Origin of the sequence: Paenibacillus paeoniae (assembly GCF_003388735.1) — a bacterium.
In the GTDB taxonomy this organism is placed as follows: domain Bacteria; phylum Bacillota; class Bacilli; order Paenibacillales; family Paenibacillaceae; genus Pristimantibacillus; species Pristimantibacillus paeoniae.
This window is the reverse complement of sequence record NZ_QUBQ01000003.1, coordinates 168,592-192,150: the sequence shown is the minus strand read 5'-3', so window position 1 is coordinate 192,150 and position 23,559 is coordinate 168,592. Positions and strand designations below refer to the sequence as shown.

At 50.4% G+C, this 23,559-nt stretch carries 20 protein-coding genes and 1 pseudogene; 4 read left to right on the top strand and 17 right to left on the bottom strand.

Going from position 1 to position 23,559, the window contains the following annotated elements; genetic code table 11:
* Window positions 1–4: 4 nt before the first annotated feature.
* The 15 genes and pseudogenes from DX130_RS17210 to DX130_RS17140 all read right to left on the bottom strand — a co-directional run bounded on the left by DX130_RS17210 (window position 5) and on the right by DX130_RS17140 (window position 16,580).
* Window positions 5–541, bottom strand: a complete 537-nt coding sequence (locus DX130_RS17210; protein WP_116047502.1) for a sigma-70 family RNA polymerase sigma factor — start codon at window positions 539–541, stop codon at window positions 5–7.
* A 168-nt stretch (window positions 542–709) separates the two neighbouring features.
* A pseudogene (locus DX130_RS17205) lies at window positions 710–1,454 on the bottom strand (SDR family oxidoreductase).
* Window positions 1,455–1,749: 295 nt separating this feature from the next.
* Window positions 1,750–2,346: a TetR/AcrR family transcriptional regulator gene (locus tag DX130_RS17200; protein ID WP_116047500.1), complete on the bottom strand. Its 597-nt coding sequence runs from the start codon at window positions 2,344–2,346 to the stop codon at window positions 1,750–1,752.
* A gap of 198 nt (window positions 2,347–2,544) precedes the next feature.
* The gene (locus DX130_RS17195; protein ID WP_116047499.1) at window positions 2,545–3,684 is read right to left on the bottom strand and encodes a toxic anion resistance protein; all 1,140 of its coding nucleotides are present in this window, start codon (window positions 3,682–3,684) and stop codon (window positions 2,545–2,547) included.
* A gap of 67 nt (window positions 3,685–3,751) precedes the next feature.
* Complete coding sequence (locus tag DX130_RS17190) at window positions 3,752–5,440, bottom strand: vWA domain-containing protein (RefSeq protein WP_116047497.1); 1,689 nt, start codon at window positions 5,438–5,440, stop codon at window positions 3,752–3,754.
* 13 nt (window positions 5,441–5,453) lie between these two features.
* The gene (locus DX130_RS17185; RefSeq protein WP_116047495.1) at window positions 5,454–6,194 is read right to left on the bottom strand and encodes a hypothetical protein; all 741 of its coding nucleotides are present in this window, start codon (window positions 6,192–6,194) and stop codon (window positions 5,454–5,456) included.
* Window positions 6,195–6,955: 761 nt separating this feature from the next.
* Window positions 6,956–7,987 (bottom strand): linear amide C-N hydrolase, encoded by a 1,032-nt coding sequence (locus DX130_RS17180; protein ID WP_116047494.1) that lies wholly within the window; start codon window positions 7,985–7,987, stop codon window positions 6,956–6,958.
* Window positions 7,988–8,494, bottom strand: a complete 507-nt coding sequence (locus DX130_RS17175; RefSeq protein ID WP_116047492.1) for an XRE family transcriptional regulator — start codon at window positions 8,492–8,494, stop codon at window positions 7,988–7,990.
* A 210-nt stretch (window positions 8,495–8,704) separates the two neighbouring features.
* Entirely contained in the window at window positions 8,705–9,847 is a 1,143-nt protein-coding gene (locus tag DX130_RS17170; RefSeq protein ID WP_116047490.1) for an efflux RND transporter periplasmic adaptor subunit, read from the bottom strand.
* 22 nt (window positions 9,848–9,869) lie between these two features.
* Entirely contained in the window at window positions 9,870–10,757 is an 888-nt protein-coding gene (locus tag DX130_RS17165; RefSeq protein ID WP_116047489.1) for a carbohydrate ABC transporter permease, read from the bottom strand.
* A gap of 8 nt (window positions 10,758–10,765) precedes the next feature.
* On the bottom strand, window positions 10,766–11,653 hold the full coding sequence (locus DX130_RS17160) for a carbohydrate ABC transporter permease (protein ID WP_206098839.1): 888 nt from the start codon (window positions 11,651–11,653) through the stop codon (window positions 10,766–10,768).
* On the bottom strand, window positions 11,646–13,043 hold the full coding sequence (locus DX130_RS17155) for an ABC transporter substrate-binding protein (protein WP_165861336.1): 1,398 nt from the start codon (window positions 13,041–13,043) through the stop codon (window positions 11,646–11,648). Before DX130_RS17155 ends, DX130_RS17160 begins: the two co-directional genes overlap by 8 nt.
* Window positions 13,044–13,219: 176 nt before the next feature.
* The gene (locus DX130_RS17150) at window positions 13,220–14,410 is read right to left on the bottom strand and encodes a WD40 repeat domain-containing protein (protein WP_133297944.1); all 1,191 of its coding nucleotides are present in this window, start codon (window positions 14,408–14,410) and stop codon (window positions 13,220–13,222) included.
* Window positions 14,407–15,879, bottom strand: a complete 1,473-nt coding sequence (locus DX130_RS17145; RefSeq protein ID WP_116047484.1) for a sensor histidine kinase — start codon at window positions 15,877–15,879, stop codon at window positions 14,407–14,409. The genes DX130_RS17150 and DX130_RS17145 overlap by 4 nt, the downstream gene beginning before the upstream one ends.
* Before the next feature lie 2 nt (window positions 15,880–15,881).
* The gene (locus tag DX130_RS17140) at window positions 15,882–16,580 is read right to left on the bottom strand and encodes a response regulator transcription factor (RefSeq protein ID WP_116047482.1); all 699 of its coding nucleotides are present in this window, start codon (window positions 16,578–16,580) and stop codon (window positions 15,882–15,884) included.
* A 182-nt stretch (window positions 16,581–16,762) separates the two neighbouring features.
* On the opposite strand from DX130_RS17140, the gene DX130_RS17135 reads away from it, so the two are divergent.
* The 4 genes from DX130_RS17135 to DX130_RS17120 all read left to right on the top strand — a co-directional run bounded on the left by DX130_RS17135 (window position 16,763) and on the right by DX130_RS17120 (window position 21,324).
* Complete coding sequence (locus DX130_RS17135; protein ID WP_116047480.1) at window positions 16,763–18,238, top strand: sensor histidine kinase; 1,476 nt, start codon at window positions 16,763–16,765, stop codon at window positions 18,236–18,238.
* Window positions 18,239–18,244: 6 nt separating this feature from the next.
* Window positions 18,245–18,937 (top strand): response regulator transcription factor, encoded by a 693-nt coding sequence (locus DX130_RS17130; RefSeq protein WP_116047479.1) that lies wholly within the window; start codon window positions 18,245–18,247, stop codon window positions 18,935–18,937.
* A gap of 132 nt (window positions 18,938–19,069) precedes the next feature.
* Complete coding sequence (locus tag DX130_RS17125; protein ID WP_116047477.1) at window positions 19,070–20,566, top strand: S-layer homology domain-containing protein; 1,497 nt, start codon at window positions 19,070–19,072, stop codon at window positions 20,564–20,566.
* Window positions 20,567–20,598: 32 nt separating this feature from the next.
* Window positions 20,599–21,324, top strand: a complete 726-nt coding sequence (locus DX130_RS17120; RefSeq protein ID WP_116047475.1) for an ankyrin repeat domain-containing protein — start codon at window positions 20,599–20,601, stop codon at window positions 21,322–21,324.
* 113 nt (window positions 21,325–21,437) lie between these two features.
* On the opposite strand, the gene DX130_RS17115 is transcribed toward DX130_RS17120, so the two are convergent.
* Window positions 21,438–22,205: a tryptophan-rich sensory protein gene (locus DX130_RS17115; RefSeq protein WP_240644555.1), complete on the bottom strand. Its 768-nt coding sequence runs from the start codon at window positions 22,203–22,205 to the stop codon at window positions 21,438–21,440.
* A gap of 129 nt (window positions 22,206–22,334) precedes the next feature.
* Entirely contained in the window at window positions 22,335–23,537 is a 1,203-nt protein-coding gene (locus tag DX130_RS17110; RefSeq protein WP_116047474.1) for an MFS transporter, read from the bottom strand.
* Window positions 23,538–23,559: the final 22 nt, after the last annotated feature.

The following is a 23,559-nucleotide window of genomic DNA, read 5'->3' as shown; positions in this document are numbered from 1 at the left end:
TCCTCTACACCTTCCTCGGAATCAATATGTCCCGCAGCTTACTGCGTCCTCGCGACAGCTTGTTATGAATCCATGATTCTTTCACATTCAATTGCTGTGCCATTTCATGCGAAGGCACGCCTTCGAGATAATACTTTTGGAACACAACGCGTTCCGTATCCGACAATTGCTCCAGTACATCTTCTACATCATGCGATGGCGTGGCTTCAGGATGCTTGTGATAGAGCACATCCGTGATGTCTGCTGTGACAACATGCTGCCTTCTTCTAGACATTTTGCGCTGGTAATCGATTGCACGGTGCTTCGCAATAGCAGCTATCCATTGCTTGAATGTGTTTCTCTCCTCATCGAACGCGTCGATATGATGCCAGATCGCCAGCAACACATCATCGAGACACTCCTCATACTCTTGCTCATTGAATTGCACATGCCGCTTAATAATCGCCGCAAGCAATCCGCCGTACGTCTTCACGATGAACGCCAGCGCCCTTTCATTGCGTTTCTTGATGTGCTTCACTACGTTGTCCTCTGTTATGCCCACCCTGCCTGCCCTCCTTTGCTTCCATGTTTGATACTACAAGCTAATACGCTCCTCATTCCCGATTCCTATCAACATCTATTTCAATACTATAGGGTGGATTCAAACAAAAAAACAGCCAGATCCTTAGATCCGACTGTTCCCTCCATATTTCCCATTACGCTAAAATTCTTATATAAAACCGCCGTTCACACGAAGCGTCTGTCCCGTCACCCAGCGAGACTGCTCGCTAGCCAGAAACAACACAACCTCCGAGATATCCTCCGGTTCTCCGATGCGTCCAAAAGCGTTCATGCTGCCTATGGTCTTGACTTGTTCTTCCGTCTTCCCAACCGTAAATAGCTCGGTGGTCACAGGACCTGGGGAGACTGCGTTGATCGTAATGCCTTTAGGGCCTAGTTCCTTCGCAAGCTGGCGCGTGAATTGCTCGACTGCGCCTTTCGATCCTGCGTAAGAGCTGTAAGCCGGGAAGATTTGCCCCGTCACCGAAGTAGAGAAATTGATAATGCGTCCGCCCTCTCCCATATGCTTCACCGCTTGCTGGATCGCAAAGAAGGTCCCCTTCACATTAATATCGAATTGCTTGTCGAAGTCTTCTTCGGTCGTCTGGAGAAAGCGGCTTCGTGATCATGATGCCTGCATTATTCACTAGTATATCCACTCTTCCGTATGCCTCCAGCGTTTCCCGGAATAAGCGCTCTACCTCTGCTACTTGGCTAATGTCCGCCCTGATAGCGATGGCCTCGCCCCCGCGTTGCACAATGCCCGCTACGACTTCCTCAGCTTTGCCTGGGCTGTTTGCATAGTTGACCACTACCTTGGCGCCATGCTGCGCCAAATCCTCGGCTATCCGCTTGCCCATCCCTCTTGATGCGCCTGTAACCAATGCTACTTTCCCAATTAAAGACCGTTCCATCCCTATCCCACCTTTATATTGTCATTCATGCTGGAAATCACAGATTACACGCATACGGCTATTCATCTTTAGCTATTCTTTCCTCATCTCCGAGTTGAATACTCTATCGTACGCGATGTGAGATCATCATAGCCCATGCCAATAACGAATGTCAAATGACATTTTTTATTATTTGTCATTCAAGGGTTATGTCTGGCCGATAACCCCCTTAAGCTTGCAGTCCCCACCATTTCAAAACAAACCAAAAAACCTCCGAATCGTACGCTTGGATTCGAAGGTTGTATGAGACAGAACATTATTTTTTTAACAGACCGGACATCAACAGTTGCCACACAGCGTCAAAGTCAGCAGTATGACTGTCGGATATCCATGCCTTCGCATGAGCCGGATGGTGGAATGGGGATGTCGCCAGAAAAAGAGCTCTGGCCAGTTGCTCCGAATTCCCTTCCTTAAACTCCCCCGTCAGCATGCCACTGTCAATCAATCTCCCCATCTGTGTGATAAGCCGATTCACATGAGCCTCAATTATTTCCACTTCGCTCAGCGTGACGGCAGCATACATCTTGAACATCTCCGCGTCCTCCACAGAGAAGGTTCGCTTAAGACCTATCAGAGTTTCCATCCACAGGCGCAAGTGTGCCGCAGCACTGCCCCCTGTCTGCTCTGCAAGAGTATCCAGCGGCACTGTAATACTCAAACGCAGCCATCTCTCCGTCACCGCCTCCCGAATGGAAACCTTGCTCGCGAAATGTCTGTATAAGGTACCATGGCTGACCTTCAGCACCTTTGCAATATCAACGACCGACGTCTTGTCTGGTCCGAAGCGCCTCAGCACTTGCTCCGCGGCATCCAGTATCTCTTCTTTCGTTAAAGGCAAATCATTAGCCGTCATAGGAATAAGCAGCCGAATGTTCTACTAAAGCTCCTTCAGCTGCCCGCTTCCCCCCTTTCACTTCGTTCATTATAGCATCGCTTGCATTGAACACAACTATCCTTTAGCTTGTAGACCTTTTCTGCTTCCTAAATAAGAAACCACAGCCTTCCGGCTGTGGTTGGAACAACGAGCATATAGGATAGAGCATATCACACACTAGAGACCCAGCTTATGCCCTTTCTCTAGACGAAGGATTTGCTTCTCCCCTGTGTCGGCCAGCTCTCTGAACTGGATGATCGTATCTCTCATTTTCGGCAAAGCGTCCTGCTTGTAGGTACTGATGGAATCCAGCGCTTCCAGCACATCGGAGAAAGCCTCCTTCAACGTATCGACCGAAATACTCGTCTCCAGCGATTGCTTGTGAATCGCCGCACCCTGATTTTTCAGCATCTTGGACGTGCCGCTGATCAGATTGTCCGTCGTTTCATTAAGCAGCTCGATCTTCTGCAATACAATCTTTTGATTATAAAGGGCACTCGCAACCGTTACAGAAATTCTCAAAGCGGAGACTGTTACGTTCCGGGCGCGATCAACCCCGCGGATAAGCTCCTTATTGTTCCGCATAACGACCTCGATGGCCATAATCCCTTGCTGGTTCACAACCTGCATCTGCTGCAGATCCATCACCCGCTGGCGCAGCGGGAACAAGATTTCCTCCGTAATAAAACGAACTTTGTCCTCCGCCTCCATACGAAGCTTCGCCGCTTCGATCTGGGATTCGATCTCCTGATCCATCAACATGCCGAGCTGAATCTCCTTCTGCAGCCGCTTGGTTAATTCCCGAAGCGTCTGCTGTTCGAACTCCAGCGTCGTGTTGTCATTCCTGAGTACGGTTTTACCCTTATCCAAGGAAATAATAATATCGGAGATGACCGAGTCCGCCTTCTGATATTTGGCAAAATACTGACGCAAGGGATTAAACAGCTTGCCAAGAAGTCCGCTTTTGGCAAAGTCCAAGGCGCTTGGGTCCAAATCCTTAAGCTGCGTATGCAGCTCCATCAGCCCCTTGGCCACTTCCCCGCCTTCATCTCCCGTCTTGGACAGCTTTCCTACGGAAATCTGCAGAAGAGAGTTTTTGTCCGAAGATGATCTCATTGTGCTCATGCCGAACTTGTCGATCGATTGCAGGATTTCTTTGCGCTTCTCCAAAGACTCGATGTCGAGCTCCATAATCGAAGAGACGTTATTTTGCGCGAGCTCCTTCAATTGGGTAACTTCCTCCGGCTCCGGCTTCACCTGCTCTTCGATCGCGGATTTTATTTCCTCCGGCTTAATGACTTCCATCGTAAACGACATGCAATCCCTCCTCAGCTAATGGATAATCCGTCTATATCAAACGCTTGCTCCAAACCTCGCCATTCCCTTACATTTGAACGTTCAGCAGATTGCCAATTTTGTAGACGACATCGTCAGTGTCAGCATTAATACTGGCCGCCTCATTAATACTGGATATGCTCTTCAGCGCCTCGATATTAGCGTTGTAGCCGATTGTGTAGACGGGAATTTTATACGTCTCGATCAGTCCTCTAACATCCTTAAGCGAGTGGCCTTCATTCGTCTCCCCGTCGCTTAGAACGAAGATCACCGGCTTCACGTCAGGGTTCAGCGCGACTTCGTCCTGCAGCAGCTTCATCGCAACGACAATACCGTCGAATGTAGCCGTCCCGCCGCTTGCCTGCAAGCTGTTAATCGCTCCGACGAACATGGACTGCTGATTCGTATCATACTTCGCAATGGGCAGATTAATGGACACGTCGCTGGAATAGGATACGAATCCTATACTATTGTCACGACCGAGATACTTCTGTCCTTGCAGAAGCGATTCCTTCAAACGGTTCAGCGGCTCGCCGTCCATGCTTCCGGATACGTCCGCTACGAATACAGCTGCAATCGGCTTGCTGCCGTCCTTCTTCTCTTTCCACAGCTTCTGCGCAGATATTAACGTACCGCCATCGACTGCCTCAAGCTCTGCCAGGTATTCTTCCAAGCCGTTAAAGCCTTTCTCCGTCCCTAGCTTCTGATTCTTATCCAAAGCTACGAAATCCGCAAACGCCTTAACAATATCCCGCTTCTCCTGCGGCAAATCGCCAAGCGCGTACAATGGACTGTCATGCCTTACACCAAATGGCGTGAACACATATCCACTCTTCAGATCAGCCGCATTCACATAGGTCTGATATTCCAATACAAAGGAATCCAGCATGCCTGTCTTCGCCGCATCACGCATTTGAATTGTAGTTGATGCGATAAACGGCACATTCGCTTGGAAGCGCTCGAACCCTTGAACCGCTGTCTCTCCAAGCAGATTCGTATGATCGAACGTGCGCAGTGAAGTCACAAGGAAATTAAGACCTGTCGAGCTTGCAAAAGGATCGGTATAGCCCATAGATAGCTCATTATCCGCAATAGCATCCGTAATCGTCTTTACATTGATGGAGCCGTACTTCTCAACCAGTTCATCGTACTTCGCTTTCCGCGTAACGATCCCTGTCACGTTGCCGACTAGACGCTTGGAGACAAGCTCGGTCGGTATTCCCTCGGCCTTAACCATCTCGCCCCATAGCTCATTGGATGGTGTGAACGCATCGGGGATATATTTGCCCGAACGTATGTAATCCGAAGCCGTACCCGAGGCAATATTGCGAATCTTGACGGATACAGACTTGCCGTTCACCTGCGTATTGGATTGATTGAAGGCCTGAGCCACTTCATTCAGCCAGCCGTCGATACCGGTGCCGGACTTCTCCGTGGAGGAGAAAATCTCGATAAAGCTGTCTGTCGTATTCTCGACCGATACGGTGAACTTCGAGATATCGGGCAAGGAATCCCCTACGGCTACCGGGTCGAGGTCAATCTGTCCTTTGACAGGATCGACGACATTGACGTTAATTTTTTTGTACAGCTTATCCAGACGTTTGCCCGAATCTTCCAAGGTCACCTGCGAATCCGACTTGCCCAGATTAGAGGTTAACGTAATCCCTGCATATACGAGTCCAAAGACAACTGCAGCTATAACAATCAGTACAAAAAACGCCTTGCCTTTGCTTGCCATGTTCCACTCCCCCTTATTGCTTGTAGTATTTAGTCTGTTTGATCAATTGATCGATTTCCTTCATGCAAGGCATCTCATCCACATCACGATAATCCGTGCTGCCCAGCAATGAAATCTCCAGCATCAATTTATCCAGCTTCAGCAAAATCTCCTCATTAACTCCAAGGTATCCAGACATGTAGGCCAAATATTCCTGATAGAGTGCTGCCTTCTCCTCAACCAGCCTGCTGGAGAATGCACCATGCTTCTTCTGCTGGCCGGCGGTAAAGCTGGCATATTCCTTCTCGTCAAAGACGTTAAGTTTGTTCAAGATACCACGAATATTCAAATAGAAGAGCTTGCGAACCTCATCAATGACCGATATAAACTTCTTATAGCTTAATTCTGAAGGCTCGAATCGTTGCCCGAGCACCTCCAGCAGCGTATCCTTCTTCTTATCCATTCGCTCCAGTTGATCCAGAGCAAGGGCGATCTCTTTCTTAAGGCCCTTCACATTCCGAAAATGCATAAGCGCAGCCACATAATCCTCATGTGTCTTCATGTCTCTTACAGGCGGCATATAGGGAGGCTTGATGAGTAACGTGTAGCTTCCATACACGAGCAACAGGAAACTTACAACCAGCAGTGTAATGCCAGAGGCTGTCTCCATAACGCTGTCTCCACCAATCTCGACCCCAAGAAGTCCCGGAGACAATACTACAATATTGAGGATTACGATGCCGATCATTAATCCAAACAGCTTAACCGCCTTCATCCGACACACCCCCTCCATTCATTCGAATGGGCTCCATAAAATTAATTACGTGCAACGTTCCAAATCGATGCAAAATTTACAAGACAACATATTGCTGCCAGTCCGTATTCCTTAGTTATTTTAGCAGAGTTTGCCTATATAGGCTCCTTAATTTTACAGGACGGGAATTCGCTTTATTATGAATTTGTTTGAGAGGGAAAGGACATTTTCGCGAATTATTTGTTGGTTGACGCAGCGGTTTGTGTGCATGTAGCACTTGTAAGCAGGAATGGGATGGCCTATCTATGACAGAGCTCCAGATGAGCAGTATCATCTATTTATAAATTTGGCTTCAAAGAGAGGGGCAGCGATTCAAATGGTCTTTTCAAAAAATATGAAGCCTGATGTGATCTTATTTCGATTCCTAGTCCTACCTGCTGCCATTATTTACTTCCTGACTACACATCGAACTGTTCTCAAAACTATTCATGCTCATATTGACGTAAAAGGGGTCTCTCCTAATAGTAGGTATGCTTGCTTAAGAAGACAGCTCGCTTGATGAAAATCATACGAAAAACAAAGAAATAGCGATGCAGGGTGGTTATCCCTCATCGCTATTTCTGCTTTCCGTGCGGGTTTCTGCCCTTTGGTGTGATTAGTGGTGTGTGGCACAGCTATTTCACCTTTTGGTGCGATTCCGAGCGTTTAGTGTTGTTGCTCTGCGATACGATTTACAAGGCCATACTCTTGGACAGGTATTAGTCGCATCCTGGCTCTCTGGTCTAGAACTCTCTCTTCTGGGCAACTGCCTCATAGGAATCAGGAATAGCTGACAAGAACTCCAACATCTCATCTGACAGATTCCAGCCGAATGCCTCGGTCAGAGTCGGGTCACGGAAGAAAGATTGGACAACTCGAAAGTTGAGAGACCTATCGTATGTCGCCAAGCGGCTCCCCGCGTCGCCTCCCTCCGGCTGCTGGAGATCAAGCGCTAGCGCAGTAGCCTCTGGCGAGAAATCCAGGTGAGCCAAATCCAGCATCTTCAGTGACGGGGATCGCTCCGTTCTGAAGTAGAGTCGTTTGTCCGCAATGTCATACATGAGGCTGTAAGCTGTATCCTCTCTCTTCGCTGCCGTCAGCGCATCCAGCATATAGACCGTCCTTGAGTTTCTGCCTGACGGCACAGGCAATGATGCAGCAGCGGCGGCAATTGTGAAGCGCTCCATAGAATTGCGCGCATAATCATCATAGGATCGTTGCCAGCCATTGTGCGTATCCTCCAGATCGGCAAGCGCATCGCAATATGGCGTATTCGCTAGAATCGTCTTCGGCAGCGACTCCTTGTCATACACCTTCATCTCTCCATTCACATATTCCAGAACAGCGCAATTTCCTAGCGCATCGCCCATCATATAGTGAAGACGGGACATAGGGTCAACAATACGTACCCTTGCAGCCATTTCTATTGCCTCCTGAACATTTTCACATGTATCCAGCAATAGCTGAATGAATGGCAATTCACCAATCGCTGGAAACGTGCCAACCTCAGGATAGACTGAGCTCCGTAACGTTGTCTGCTCTACGACAAGACCTGCTTCATTCATGCCCCCGTTCGGGTATTCCTTGCCAACCTGAGAGACCGTGACGCTTCCTAAACGCGACATCCACTCCATTGGCATTACCGGGGACATGATCATCGCCTTTTTGGCAATTCCACGCTTATTGGTAAACAAGTACACGCCCTCGTAGGGAACATCCTGATTTTTGCCCATTATCTTCACTTCGCCTCTGCTTAGATAAATTGCCGTACTCATCTAAGAGTCCTCCCTATTCAACCTGCTGCTAAGCTCATCCCAACGACCCGCTTCCAACTCATCCAGCACATCATCGATGATCGAATCAATCTGAGGGTTTCCCTTTATCAGCAACTCCGCTACTCTCGCTAGACGGATTTCATCCTTCAACTCCCGCTGAAGCTGCCTCTGCTTCTCGTAATAAGGCACAATGTCTCCACGGTCCGCGCCATCATGTTCCATAGAGGCGATCTTATGCTGCACAAACCGCATGTGAAGCTGGATCCGTCCACTCAACGTCAGCGGCTTCGCATAGTAATTCGAATCGATAAGTGCGTCTTGCTCAATATCAAAATAATGAGCAAGCTCATGAAGCCTCTCCCTCGGAATCGGCCTGCGCTTCTTAATCCAATCGGAGAACTGCTGCGGCGTAATGTTCAGCTTCCGTCCAACCCCGGAATACGACTGATCATTTATCATAACCAAATATTCCAGTACAGTCTGTACTTGATGCGCTTCTCTCACCATCGTTATCACCCACTGACATAAATTATGTCTCAAATATATATTATGGCGTAATTTATGTCAACATTAGTGACGTAAATCTTGTCGCTTGTTTGATTGGAAAGTGCTCCTCAGACTCACCATTGCTGCATAAGATGCATGTTATTTTCCACTCATGTTACTGCATAGGGATCATGCATAATTACAACTTCAGCATCGTGCGCGATCATAACATCAATACCGCACCCGCACCCCATCCACAACCGGCTCGCTGCTGCTTATGATTACGCGCTGCTTCGCGAAAAGTCCAGAGTTGACAGCGGTGGTCGTGTCGTTGGCATCCGCAATAATTATCGGCACGCGCACAACGTAGTAAGCGTTGCCCAACGGACCTTGCTGTTCATTCAACGTATACACATATGCGCCTTCCAGGTCTTTGCGAATCGCTTCATTCGGCACCAGCACGCTGTCCGATGTCTTCGATCTGTTCAGATTCAGACTCACCCGCTCTCCTCCACGAAGCTCTTGGTCGTCCAGCAGCAGCTTGATAGCCCTGGTCTGGGCATTCTGCCCTCCCCCAGCGCTATCTATTCCACCGGCCGACTCCCCTATAGAAGAGTTAATGGCAGACCATTCCGCCAATCGCCCTGTAATTGTCCGGCTATGCTCACCATCCACCGTTATCTCAAGCTCTTCTCCTTCAAGAAGCAGTTCGGACAATGACTGCGGAATGATGAATTCCGCTTGAAAACCTCTTGCAGCATTGGATAGCCGTACATCCGGCGAGCCGGAGCCGCCGAATCCCTCCTCTGCAAGCACCTCCAATACAAGGCCGTCGAATGGAGCCGACAATCGGCGATGCTCGCTCGCTTCCGACTCCAGCCGTTCAATACGCCGCTTCTGGTCGGCGATATCCAGCTTGGCAGCCTCAATCGCGAGCTTGGCGCTTTGCTTGGCCGATTCATCCTCCGATATATAGGCCAGCTTGTAGTTATGCTCCAGCCCCTCCATCGACATCTGCTGCTTCTTCAAGGCGGAATATTGCTCCTGGAGCTGTCCCTTCGTTTCCGAATCGTTATATTCGACAAGTGTCTGCCCTTTTTGCACCATTTCCCCCTTTTTCACCAGCACCTTCTCAACCTTCCAACCGGCCGGATTGGCTAGTTCCTTCACTTCAGACGGATACACCACGGATGTCCCTTGGTAGGCGTGTACCAGCTCGCCTTTGCTCGTTTCCACTGTATATACCTTTGGCAGCGTCAAGGATTGCAGCGTGTTCCCCGCCAACGTAAATCCTACCAGCAGGCATATGAATATGCCGGCCGTGATACGGATTCCTCTTTTTTTCGCCTGTGCCGCCATCTCTTCCCTATCCACACTTCATCACTCCCGAACTCATCTACCCTTTAATGCCCGACAATTGTACGCCCTCGACAAAATAAGATTCCGCATAAAGGAATAGCAGTACCATTGGCGTCATATACAGCACGGACGCGGCGAACGCGACGCCTCTCGCCTCCTTGTCGATATAGGACAGATAGAGGGACAATGGCTGCCTTGCAGCCTCTTGCAAAAAAATAATCGGCTGCTCGATCATATTCCAGTAATCGACGAACAGCAGCACAACGAGCGCCGCGAGTCCCGGCTTCGCCAGCGGCAAAATAATGCGCAGAAAGATCGTCCATTGCCCCGCTCCATCCATCTTGGCCGCTTCGGTATATGCGAACGGAATATGAGCCATGAACTGTCGCAGCATAAAGACGCCGAACGCGCCGAAGATGCCAGGCAATATAATCGCCGCTTCGCTGTTCATCAGCCCTAGCCAGTCTATCACCATATAATTGGGCACCAGCGTCACTTGGAACGGCATCAGCATCGTCATCAAGTACACCAGGAACAGCTTGTCCCGACCGAAAAAACGCAGTTTGGCGAAAGCATAAGCAGCGAGAGCGGCTACGGCGACTTGTCCGACAATGATCGGCAAAACCATTGCTGCCGAATTCCAGAACATGCGCAAAAACTTGGGCGCAAGCACCAACACATGCCTATATTGCTCCAGCGACAGCCAATCGGGCAGTATTTTCAGATTGACAAAAGCATCCTTCCCACCCGAAGCCGTATCGACCATCTGCCCCAGTAAGCCGTAGTTCAGCCCGATCTCCCGCTCCGTCATCAGCGAATTCGTTACCGTTAGCAGAATAGGCACCAGCATCAGTATCGCAAGCGATCCGAGCCATAGCGACAGAGCCAGTCGGGGAAGCCAAACCCATCTCTTCCTCACTTGCATCCCCTCCCTCACTCCATATCCTCGCGGAATCGCCGCTCCACCCGAAGCATTCCCGATACGAGCAGTACAATACAGCCAACCATCAGCGTAGCCGCAGCCGTCAGCTTCTGAATGTCGAGCGCAAAAAACATATTGTTCATAAAATGCTGCAGCATATAAATGCGATCATACGGATAATCGCCCGCAAGCAGGTACGTCTCCCGGAATACCTTGAAAGAATTGATCACCGAGATCAGCACAACAAAAAACAGGGTTGGCGTCAGATACACAAGCGTGATGCCAAATAGCTGGCGGAGTCGCCCCGCCCCTTCAATCCGCGCCGTCTCGTAATAATCCTTCGGAATCGACTGAAGCCCAGCCAGAAATAAAATCATGTTGTACCCAATGTTCTTCCATACATACATCATGACAATGATGCCCATTGACCAATCCGATTGCAGCCAATCAACCCGCTCCTTACCTAGCGCGTTCAGCCAGGCATTAAGCGTTCCGTTCCAATCGAAAAAGATTTGCCAGATCATCACGATGGAAGCAACCGGCACAACGAGCGGTATGATAAACGCCGTTCGCAGTCCATTGCGAAAATATAAGCTGCGGTTTAGCAACATTGCCAGGCCAAGTGATGTCACGATCAATAACGGAACACCTACAGCGGTAAAGAGCAGTGTATTGCCTGCCGCCTTGCGGAACGAGCCGCTGTCCAACAGCTCCTTGTAATTGTCCAAGCCGACAAACGCGCCGCCCATAGTCCGGTCCGTGAACGATTCGTAGATGCCAAGCAGAAACGGGATCGCATAGAAGATCCCGAATCCGATTACGCTTGGCGCAAGGAATAGCAGCGCGGCCGCTGTATCCCTGCGCATCCAACGTTGCAGTTGAAGCTTCCCCTTATTCATTAAGATAGGTGGTCGCCTTGTTCTGAATCAGCTTCGCAACAGCCTCCGCCGACTTCTGTCCGCTGAAGAAAGCCAGCGTCTCCTGATAGACGATCTCCTCGATTTTGTCCGATTGATACGCCACGGGATGAATCGCCCCATTCACGTAACCATTCAATCTCTCGATGCGCGCTTCATCTACCTTTACTGCTGCTCCCTTGAGCGCGCCATCCTCATGCCCCTTTACCGAGCCCATCTTCTTCAGCTCCTCCAGGCCCTTCGCATATACATTCTTATTAATCGGGAATCCGGCCGATAGCGGCGAATACGCCATCTCCTCCGACATCATAAATTTGATGAAATCCCACGCCTCTTGCTTCACATCGGATTTGGCGTTCAGACCGATTGTCCGATACGAACGGAAGTAACCGCCGGGCGTTGTTTCCTTTGTATGCGGCTTGGCATATAGATGCATGTTTTTAGAGAGATATTCTTGCATGGTCGTCACGTAATCGCCCGCCGAATTGATCTGAGTCGGAAAGAAGTAAGGACGTCCTTCACCGATAACGCCGTCCTCCTTCATCTTCTTCACCTGCTCCATCATCGCGATGAACGCCGCAGAGTCGAAGCTAGCCTTCTTGTTCTTCACATCGACGAAGCTGGCATAATGATCTGTAACCATCATCGTCAGCAGGCTCCCTGGGGTAGTCCATATTACATTCGAGAATTCACCATCCTTCATCAACTTGTTCCCGATTTGAGCGAAATCCGCCCAAGACCAACTCTTGTCATCGACCTGCACGCCCGCCTTGGCGATGGCATCCGCATCCCCTGCGAAGCCCATCAGGAAGAATGAAAGCGGCATGCCGTACAGTCCGCCTCCCACCTTGGCATTATCCAAAATGTTCGTGAAATAATCTCCACGCTTGAACTCCTGATCCCGCTCAATCATCGTCTCCAGATCGACCAGCAGGCCGTTCTTCACGTAGCTGTCGATCGGTAGCTTGTCCATCTCCAGCAAATCCGGTCCTTTGCCCGCCAGCATCGCCGTGTTGGTGGTCGTGGCGAACTTCTCCAGATCAGCCTCTACATGCTCATTGTCTGTATCGATATATTCCAGCTTGATCTCTATATTGGGATGAAGCGCTTCGTACCGCTTCTTGGCTTCCGCAAATTTTTCATCCTTCCAGAAGGTGGAGAATACGACCGTTTTTTTCTCACCCTTAGGTGTGCTTGATCCGCTGCCGCTCTGAGGCTTGTCCACTCCCCCGCCATTTCCACTTCCCGGCTGGTTATTGCCGGAGGTATTCGCAGGCTGTCCGCCTTTCCCCGCTCCATTCGATCCGCTGCAAGCGGCCAATGCGAAGATTAACATGAAACTCATTAGTATACCTATCCATTTTGTTCTCATCGTATAGCGTCTCCCTTCAGTCTGTGCGCCTGTCATCGACTTCTTCACTGTAAGGCAGCGATGTCATCAAAGCTTGTGGGAGATGTCTACAAGTTGTCACAAAAAAAAAGCATCCTCCGTCAACGACTCGCCGTACGGCAAAGCCACGCCTCGGAAAATGCTCATGTGTAGATGACCTACTTGCTGCTCTTAAATGTAATAATAATCGCTTGTTGACCGTACAGGTCCCGTTGACTCGCAGCAGGAAGCGGCTCTTCAGCCGCAACGCCCGGCGCCACGACCGTCGGCGCCTCATATGGCTTGCGCCCCTGTACCAATAACGCGCTGTTGTCCGGGTTCCACGCCATCTCGTCTCCAATCAGTCCGTGATACACCGTAGTTCTGTTCAGCAGATTGTTCCCTTGCAGCTTCGCAACGTCAATGGTCGCTTCATTGGTCGTATAAGCGATGTACTGCCTGTCGGCGGACAAGGCGAATGAGCCTGCCTGATCCATCAGCACGGAGAGGTCGCCATTGCGCCGATCATAGACGAAAAGTGTTCCATCCGTACCGACAAACACGACACGATTAGGATCGAGCCACTCCACCCGTCCGTCCTCATGCAGCGAATGCTCGTATTCACTGACGAGTTGGTCCCCCTTCCACCGGCCTAATACAAAGCTTCTCAGCTTGCCCGGCTCTGACCTCACCACAATTACGCCGTCTCCTCCTTCCGACAGTTTGACGCTATGGAGGATCGCCGACTTATTCTGATCCGGCATGGTATACTGCTTAAGCTCTTCGTGCTCCGTATCATAGGCCGCAATGCCGATTCCCCCTTGCTCGTCCATAAAAAAATAAGACACAAACCGGCTATTGCCCGACCACATCAGCTTGCGCTCAGCCCATCTTGGAAGGAGATGTGCCGCGTTGACCTCTGTCTTGACGCCTTCCGGAATCGATATCAACGTTAATAGAGATCCCGGGTGCTCTCTATTCCCTAAAGACAGACTAGCGAAATAACGGCCATTCGGAGATAAATCGCTGAAGTCAAACGGATAGACATCCAGCTCCATCAGCTTCTCCGCTTTCTCGTACGGCAACGAATAGCGGTCGATTCTCTCCCAGCCGCTTCTCCCCCAGGATTGCCGAGCGAGCGTATCCGGCGCCATCCACCGCCACGGATTCACTTTAAATTCTTCTATGTCCGACAACCGGTATATCGTATTCACTTCGAAGGCATGTCCCACTCCCGTGTCTGGTACGGTCCCTGCTTGATCGGGAATAATGATCGTCTCCGTGCGCAGTCCTCCCGCGCAGCCTGATAGCAGCATCATTACAACCGTCCCAGCGATCCAAGCAGACCATGGCGCTCGCTTCGCTTTCATGACCATTCCACCCCCTCCGCCGCAATCGGCAACAGCACCGTTACACGAGTCGTTCCGTCCCCGCTTGTCATCGAGATGGAGCCGCGCATCCCATCCACAATCGATTGCGCAATATGAAGGCCAAGCCCTACACTGCCTTGCTCTCTAGCCTGCCTCTCGTCGTCAGTGCGGAACGGTTCAAACAAGCTCGCCTGCCGCTCAGATGATATGGGATCGCTCGCATTGGCGAATTCAAAGCGGATCATGCCGGAATCAGTGCTCGTCTTTATCTCAATTTGCGACTGGGGATGTCCGTACTTGATCGCATTGTCAATGAGATTGATGAACAACTGGCGAAGCTTGTCCGGCTGACCCTCTACATAGAGCTGCCCGGCTGCCTCGACGCGAATTGTCTTTTTGTAACGCTGCGCCTTGAAGGACATCGCATCGCATACATCCCTCAAAAGCTGTCCTGCTTCAATCCGCCCTGTCTCCTCCCAGCGCCCCTGCTCCTTCGACGTCTCCAGCAACGACGCGACCATGTTTTGCAGCCGGCGGCTTTCATCCACGATATGATTCATGCCTTTAGCGAAGAATGCGGGATCGCTCTTCCCATTCTCCTTAATCAGCTCCGCATAGCCCAATATCGAGGTGAGCGGCGTCTTCAGCTCATGCGTCACATGGTCAAAAAAATGCTTGTTCTGCAAATGCAGCTTCTCCAGATGGTCTCGGTCCCGCTCGATTTTACCAATCTGACTCTTCAAACGGTCTATCATATCGTTGAAGTTGGCGGCGAGCCTGCCGATCTCATCTTGCCGCTCCATGGACAGGCGTACGTCCAGATTGCCTTTCGACACCTCATTCGAAGCAGCAGCAAGCTTCGTAAGCGGAATCGAAATATGACGCGACAAAAGGTACGAGAACAGGAACGCTGCCGCGAAGATGGCCAGCGCAATATAGAAGACCGCGTTCAGAATACGGCCCGACTGCTCATAGAGCAGGTGGAACGGCTTCGCATATCGAAGAATGCCGACCTTGACGCCGTCGATGACGACTGGGTAAGCATACAAAACGCTGGCGGTCCCTCCCTCATAGGAGATGGTATAGGCTGTATGGCCGCGAATGGCCTCCTCTAGATCATCCACCGTAGTGCCGATGAATACGGAAGAATCAGAGGCATGGATCAGCTTGCCGTCCGTGGAATAAGCGCTGACCTCACTGGACGTCGCATAGTAGAGATCGCGAATCATCTCCTGCGCGATTTGTTCGAAGTAGATATCGTCGTTGCCGAAATGATTCATCAGAAAGGCTTGGCGCACATAGCTGCTGCCTGTCTTTTTCAACCCGATAAGATCATCCGTAATGATAGTTTGGTTGCTTGTCCGAATAATGCTCGTGACGGTCCCGTTGAGCAGTGCGAAGGATACTGCGAAGATTAGAAAAAAACCGACGAGAAACTTGGTCCGAATCGATCGAATGCGAGGCTTCATCGCTATTCTGCATCCTTTTCGAATTTGTAGCCGACGCCAAACACGGTCGTAATCAAGTCGCTGGCATCCAGCTTCTTGCGCAGCCGCTGAATATGATTGTCGACCGTCCGTGTCTCGCCCGCATAATCATAGCCCCACACCAGCTCCAGCAGTTCATCCCGCGAAAAGATCCGGCCCCGGTTGCCGCTTAGCTTCAGCAACAGATCATATTCCTTGGGCGTCAATTCGATAGCCGCCCCTTGGTTCCTCACGATACGCTCGCTGCGGTTAATCTCGATATGCTTGATCTGTATGGCATTGCTATTGTTCTCTTCCTGCCCAGATCGACCCACCTGAGCCAGTCGGCGGAGAATTGTTCGAATCCGGGCAATGACCTCCCTTAGATCGAACGGCTTCGTAATATAATCATCCGCCCCGAATTCGAGGCCGAGAATTTTGTCTGTAATATCCGATTTGGCGGTAATCATCAGAATGGGAAGGTTGAACTCCGCGGTTACTTTTTTGCATATATCCAACCCGCTCGTATCCGGCAGCATCCAGTCCAATAGAAGCAGGTCAGGCTGGAATCGCTCTACCTCGCGCAATCCTTCCTCACCATTGGACGCCGTCCGCGTGGCATACCCTTCTCTGGTCAATCCATAAGCGAGCAGATCGGCAATAGCCGCTTCATCCTCGATGATGAGTATTTTGGTCTTCTCCATATGAATCTCCTGATCTACGTTTGATTTGACACCATCATAGCATGGGAAGGCAAACAATAGAAAACAGGGTGATGATAAGTCTCGCGGTTGCGAAGAATAACAATCTCCACTACAATTCTTTATTAATGCGCGCTGCGCAGCTATTCGTGTCGAGTAATCCACCGGGAAAGGAGGGCTTGCATATGTCGATTCGCTTCAGACTGCTCTTGTCGTTCACATCGGTCGTCGTAATCTCCGTCATCTTGTTCGTGCTTGCCGCGTATCTGCTGTCGGTAGCTGTGACCGGCGACTTCCGCAGCATCAGCAGCTTTTACAAGATCCATCTTTCACTCCATCCTCTGTCCGAGGAGGAGGAGAATTTATTTCTCGACATGAAATATTTGGCCAAGCATGACCCGGCACAGCTCAAAAACCGGCAAATACTCGAGGAGTATGATTATCAGTTAAAGATGGTGCAAGCGATGCTCGTCGTCCGGGAAAACAATAAGATTCTCTATGCAGCTCCTAAGCTTAAAGATATTAATCTGGACGCAGTATTGCCGCCTTACGATATGTATAACAACACCATTCGCCATACGATGAATGTGGGCAGCCACTTTTTCTCGTATGCAAAGTTTGATTTCTACTTCTCCCCCGAGTCGGATGTTAAAGGCAGTGTCTTTGTCCTGCGGGAGAGAAGCCCCTTTGCCGAGATGATCAGAACTTTGCTTCCCCTGTTAATATTCGTCTTTGTCGCCATTTTATTATTAACCGGCTTCCTGCTCTACCGCTATGTCACTCGGAAGATTGTCCACCCGCTGGATCAGCTCCGCAAGTCGGCCGAACATATCAAGGATGGCGATCTGACGTATGAACTAAAGGCTTCCTCGCGTGATGAAGTGGGACAGCTTGTTCAAACCTTCGACCAAATGCGCGAGAAACTGCATCAATCGGTCCAACTTCAGCTCCACTATGAAGATAATCGCAAGCAGCTGCTCTCGAATATCTCGCATGACTTGCGAACGCCGATTACGACAATTAAGGGTTATGCCGAAGGGATCCGGGACGGCGTAACACATACGCAGGAGAAGCTGGATAAGTACGTGGCCGCTATCCACACAAGAGCATCCGACATGGAACGGCTGGTCGACGAACTGCTCTTCTATTCCAAGCTTGATCTGAACAAGGAGCCTTTCTCGTTCGAGCAAGTGGAGCTGAGTCCGTTCCTGCATCGAATAGTGAGCGAGCTGTCGATCGAATTGGACAATCATGCCGTGGAGGTTCGCTGGGATGAGGAAAAACAGCCTCAGCCGCTGTTCGTGCTCGCTGATCGCGAGAAGCTGAAGCGTGTTCTGATGAACCTGCTGGATAATGCCCTGAAGTATATGAATCAGCAGCCCAAGCAATTAACGATCGGCATCAAGCGCCTGGAAGATCAGGTCATGGTAGTTCTCAAGGATAATGGTCCCGGCATTCACCCGGACTCCCTGCCCTATATCTTCGAGCGGTTCTACCGGGAGGAAGCGTCCCGAAGCCCATCTGTTCGCGGAAGCGGACTAGGGCTTGCTATTGCAAGGCAAATCATCGAAGGACACGGCGGCGAGATATGGGCCAATAGCGAGCCTGGAAAAGGTACGACCATCTGTTTTACACTAAAAAACTTTGTAGATCGTCGGTGATGAAGCATGAAGCAAATTTTAATCATTGAAGATGACCCTTATATTGCGGAACTGCAAAAGGACTACTTCCTGCTGCATGATTTCGGCGTGGATGTATGCCACGAGGGGCGCGAAGGCGCGGAGAAGGCGCTTGGCGGCAGCTATGATCTGATCATCCTCGATCTTCAGCTGCCAGGCATGGACGGCTTCGAGATCTGCCGGATGATCCGTGGAGAGCTGGATGTGCCGATTCTGATTGTATCCGCCAAGAAAGAGGATATCGATAAAATCCGTGGCTTCGGCCTCGGAGCGGACGACTTTGTCACAAAGCCGTTCAGTCCCAACGAGCTGGTCGCCCGAGCGAAGGCGCATCTGGCCCGATATGAACGGTTCACAAGCGGTCAAAAAGCCGCAAGCACGGATCGCATCGATATTCGGGAGCTATCCATCCACAAGTCGTCGCATCGGGTTTTCGTGCATGGTAAGGAAGTATCACTCACCGTCAAGGAATTCGAGGTGCTTCTGTTCATGGCTTCAAATCCGAATCGGGTGTTTAATAAAGATGAGCTGTTCGAACGAATCTGGGGGCTGGAATCGAACGGCGATATCGCTACGGTGACAGTTCACATCTCCAGAATCAGAGAAAAAATCGAGGCTGATCCATCCAACCCGCAGTTCATCGAGACCGTCTGGGGCGCCGGTTATCGCTTTACAATCTGATGGCAGACAGTTGATTTTGCAAAAAGTTATCCTTTCGTTTAGAAATTGTTTATACTTTCTTATCTGCCGATTTAGAGTGGTCGCTTAAGATGAATATAAGTCACACACTATTAACGGAGAGGAAGATACGCAATGAAAACGATCAATCAAAAAGCGGCTATCGTCGCTCTATCAGCACTTATAGGCGGGGGCGCGTTGCTTCCGTTCACGGCCAAAGCGGCATCACTGGCGCCGGTAGCCAATATTCAGCAATCCGCAATCACGAATTTCAATCAGCAAGCTGAGCAAGCCATTCAGCAGTTAATCAATCAAGGCGTGCTTAGAGGATATACCGACGGAAGCATGCGAGTCGAGAAGCAAGTAACCAATGCCGAGTTGATGAAAATGATCCTGCTTGCGCTGAATCCTGATCAAGGCAAAGCCGCACAGCAGCTCGAAGGCAAGCAAGACCACTGGTACACCTCGTATCTGGAGGCGGCAACATCAAGCGGGCTAGTGGAAAGCGTCGAAGCCTTGCAACCGAACGCGCCGGCAGCGAGCTCCGAAATCTCTGCAATTATCGCCAAAGCACTGCAGCGCGATACCAAGTCCGTGCAATATTGGATGGAGCAAATCGGCGTCGGGCAGGAAAGCTTGACCCGCGGACAAGCTGCTCAGCTTCTAGTGTTGTCCGAAAAAGCAATTCGTACCGAATCCGCCGAGATCGAATCTATCAAAGCGCTGAACAAAATAACACTGGAAGTGACGTTCTCCGCGCCGCTTATACTGGAGGATGAGACAACAGCTGCAGCTAATGCCAACTTTGCTTTCGACCATGGTCTGAAGCTCGTCAATCAGCCGCGCTTGAAGACGGGATCGATTGCCACTTACATCGTTCCGGTACAGACGATGACACCGGGTACGGCCTATACGACAAACTATAAAAGCCAGCATACGCATACGGTACAAGCAAGCGATGAGATGATCCGGCTTCAGAGCGTCCGCCAAGTGACGGCAGATACGTTCGAGGTAGACTCCTTCCGAGCTGACGGTGTCGTCGACTATGGCTACCTCATCTCCGCTTATGCTGGAGGCCGCGGCGCTAATGCTATTATCGTAGATGAGAATAACGAGTGGAATGGTCAGCATCTACAAATCATCTCATCTCTGGCAACAAGACAAGCTACACTCACACCAGAAAACGGAGCGCCGATCACGGTGAACTACGTAGGTTTCACGCAATCGACAGACGGCAAGCAAGAGCCGAAGTTCCGTCTACCGGCTGGCACAATGCTTGAACCTGGTGTGAAGTATACCGTATCCTCCGACTGGTTCGAGCTTAAAAACAATACGTTCACAGCTGAAGCTATATCGCCGCTTGAAATTGCTTCCGTATCGAAGGTAGATACGGCAACTCTGAATGTGACACTGACAGCAGACCCTGGCGATGAGCTGTTCGGTTACCGCTCGATTCAATTGAAAGGCTCTGATGGTACGATGCTGACCGCTCAGTATAAAGTGCAAACCCGCAAAGGCGCAGTTGGCGTATTCGAACTGCAGAATGACGGCAAGCTTGCAGAAGGCGTTACGTATGAAGTAACTCCTGTCGGCAGCTGGGCAACGGCAACAGATGTAACTCTGCAATCATAGATCAACGTTAATCTTGAAAGAAAGGATGGGACATGTTGCGAATAAGCGTCTTGATCCTGCTAGCTCTTGCCCTGACCGTCTCCGGCTGCCAGAGCGGCCGCGGCTCTCAGACGGAAGGCCGGCCGCAATCCTCCCACACGGTGAATGATTTGGAAAACCTTGACCAAAATGGGGTACTATGGACCGCAGTCGCAGAAGGAAATCAGGAAGCTGTCTTGAAGCTTCTGGCTGAAGGCGCCGATCCGAATGCTACCGATGAGAAAGGACGAACATCCGCCATGATCGCCGTCCATTCGAATCAATTGGATGTATTCAACCTGCTCATCCGTCATGGCGCGGATATCAACCTTAGGGACCAGCGTTCCGATAACCCGCTTCTTTATGCAGGAGCCGAAGGTCTGCTTCCGTTTGTCCGGGCTGCCATTGCAGCAGGAGCGGATACGACGCTGACGAACCGTTTTGGCGGCACAGCCCTTATCCCCGCTGCGGATCGCGGTCATGTAGAGATTGTGGAAGAACTGCTGACGACTTCTGATGTAAACATCGATCACGTCAACAACCTGGGCTGGACTGCTCTGCTGGAAGCAGTCATTCTAGGCGATGGCGGTCAGCGGCACCAACGCATTGTGGACCTGTTGATCAAGCACGGAGCCGATGTCAACCTCGGCGATTCCGCAGGCGTCACTCCGCTGCAACATGCGAAGAAGCATGGCTACCAAGAGATGATAAAGAGCTTGGAGCAAGCTGGGGCGAGGTAAATACTCTGTTCATTATGAAGGGGCTGTCCCGCAGGTCATGTTATTGACCTGCGGGATAGCCCCTATTATTCATTACGCCAAGCTTTTAACTTATTAACTATGAACAGAATTTGTTACGCTGCTCTCTCTTCTCCCGTCCCCTGCACCATTTTCATAACGATGAACAATACCACGAGAACTAGCAATGCTGCTAAAGCGTAGCTCGTGTAAGCAACCGCCGGGTACGCCTGCTGCTTGATGCCAATCGCAATAAATGCCCAGACAAATACGAGCATATAGGCGACGTCTTTATAGTTGAGTCCTAATGCCAAAGCGACCACAGTCGCGACGCCTAACATGATGATCGCCCATACCGTATCCGGCAGGCCAAATCCGTCCCATCCCCGAGCAGATAGAGCCACCGCTACATTCACGATCGTCGCTACGCATATCCATCCCAAATAGATGCTGAACGGCAGCCGAACTGTCCATCTCTCCGCATGACGTGCCGGCTTTGTCCGGTTGATTTTCCCATACACAATACATAAGGTAATTAGCAAAGCAAACATGATAAACACACTGCTCGTCAGCTGCTCATAATGCCACAGCAATAGCCAACTTATGTTAAACAAACAGGAAATGAAAAAGAATATCCCTATCGAAGAGATCCTGCTGCTGGCTCTCCCGTCTTTCGTAAATCCGTAGATGATAAACAGAAACAACAGCATATAGATGATGGACCAAATCGAAAAAGCATACCCGGCAGGCGTGATAAGCACCGGATGTTGTGCCGAGATCTCCCCCGTCGTTTTGCCGCCAATGGGCAGCTTATTCGCCAAGAAGTTCACTATAATCATGCCTGCAAAACCGATCAAATTAAGCCATGCGTTCATCTGCTTCATAGGCAGCCTCCATGTTTTCAATCCCATTATGCACCGGACTTGTACAGCCCTTGTACTGGGTATGTTATGCCTTTACCCTAATGGTTATGTTTCAAACATGGAGGACGGCTATGACAATCAATGAAGTACTTATCCAACCCGTACTTTTCTTACAAAATAATTCAACCGTTCCGTACACAGAATCATAGCTACGGCGAACAATACGATGAACATCGGGAAGATGCCAATCGTCGAGTTGGACGCGAGCAAGCCCAGAAGTGGAGGTACCAATGTGGTACCCGTATAGGCTGCCGCCATCTGATAGCCGATAATCGGAGGAGCATGATGCTTGCCGAACCGGGCAGGCGTCTCATGCAGCATACATGGGAAGATCGGTGCAAGTCCTAGCCCGATAACCAACAATCCCACCAGCGAGACAATGGACGGGAGCGGCAAAACCAAAAGCACCGTGCCAGCCAAAGCGATCCATTGACCGTATCGAATCAGCATACGGTTGTTCACTTTAAACGTAATGAAGCCAGTCAGCATCCGGCCAACCGTAATCCCTACATAAAACAAGGATACCCACTGAGCCGCAGTCGCCGCGGGCAAATCCTTGATATTAACCAAGAAGCTGCTTCCCCACAAACCTACGCTGGCCTCGACGCCGCTGTAGAACAAGAAAGTAAGCAGGGCTAAGTTAACCCCTTTTACACGCCAAGACTTGACCGTACCGGAAGCTGCTGTTGCCCCCTCCTCACGCTCCTGAGCTTCATGATCGTTCCGTGTCACAGAGCTAATCTTCGCCACCTTATCCCATAATGGAAGCGTGACGAACAAAATGATGACAAGCAGGAATTGAATGCCCGCAACAGCAAGATAACCTTGTCTCCACAAGTTATCGCCAGCCATGAATGACGCCATTATAATCGGACCAAGCGATGCGCCGACACCCCAGAAGCAGTGCAGCCAGCTCATATGATGGGCTTTGTAATGGGCTGCGACATAGCTGTTCAACCCCGCATCGACAGAACCTGCGCCCAGTCCCAGCGGGATCGCAAACAAGACAAGCCAGATCAAGGAAGGCGACCATGAAAAGCCGAGCAACGCTCCAGCTGTCAGAATACAGCTGACTAGTGTCACTTTCCCGGTCCCGAACATTCTTAGCACAGTCCCGCTTAATAAACTGGATATAATCGTATTGGCTGCAATAACCATGGATAGAACGCCCGCAGTGCCTAATGACGCATCCATATCCAGTCTCATAACAGGCCAAGCCGACCCCAGCATGGAATCCGGCAGCCCGAGGCTAATAAACGCCAAATAAATAATAATTAAGAAAAATGTTGCCATGAGGTATCTGTGCTCCTTCGTG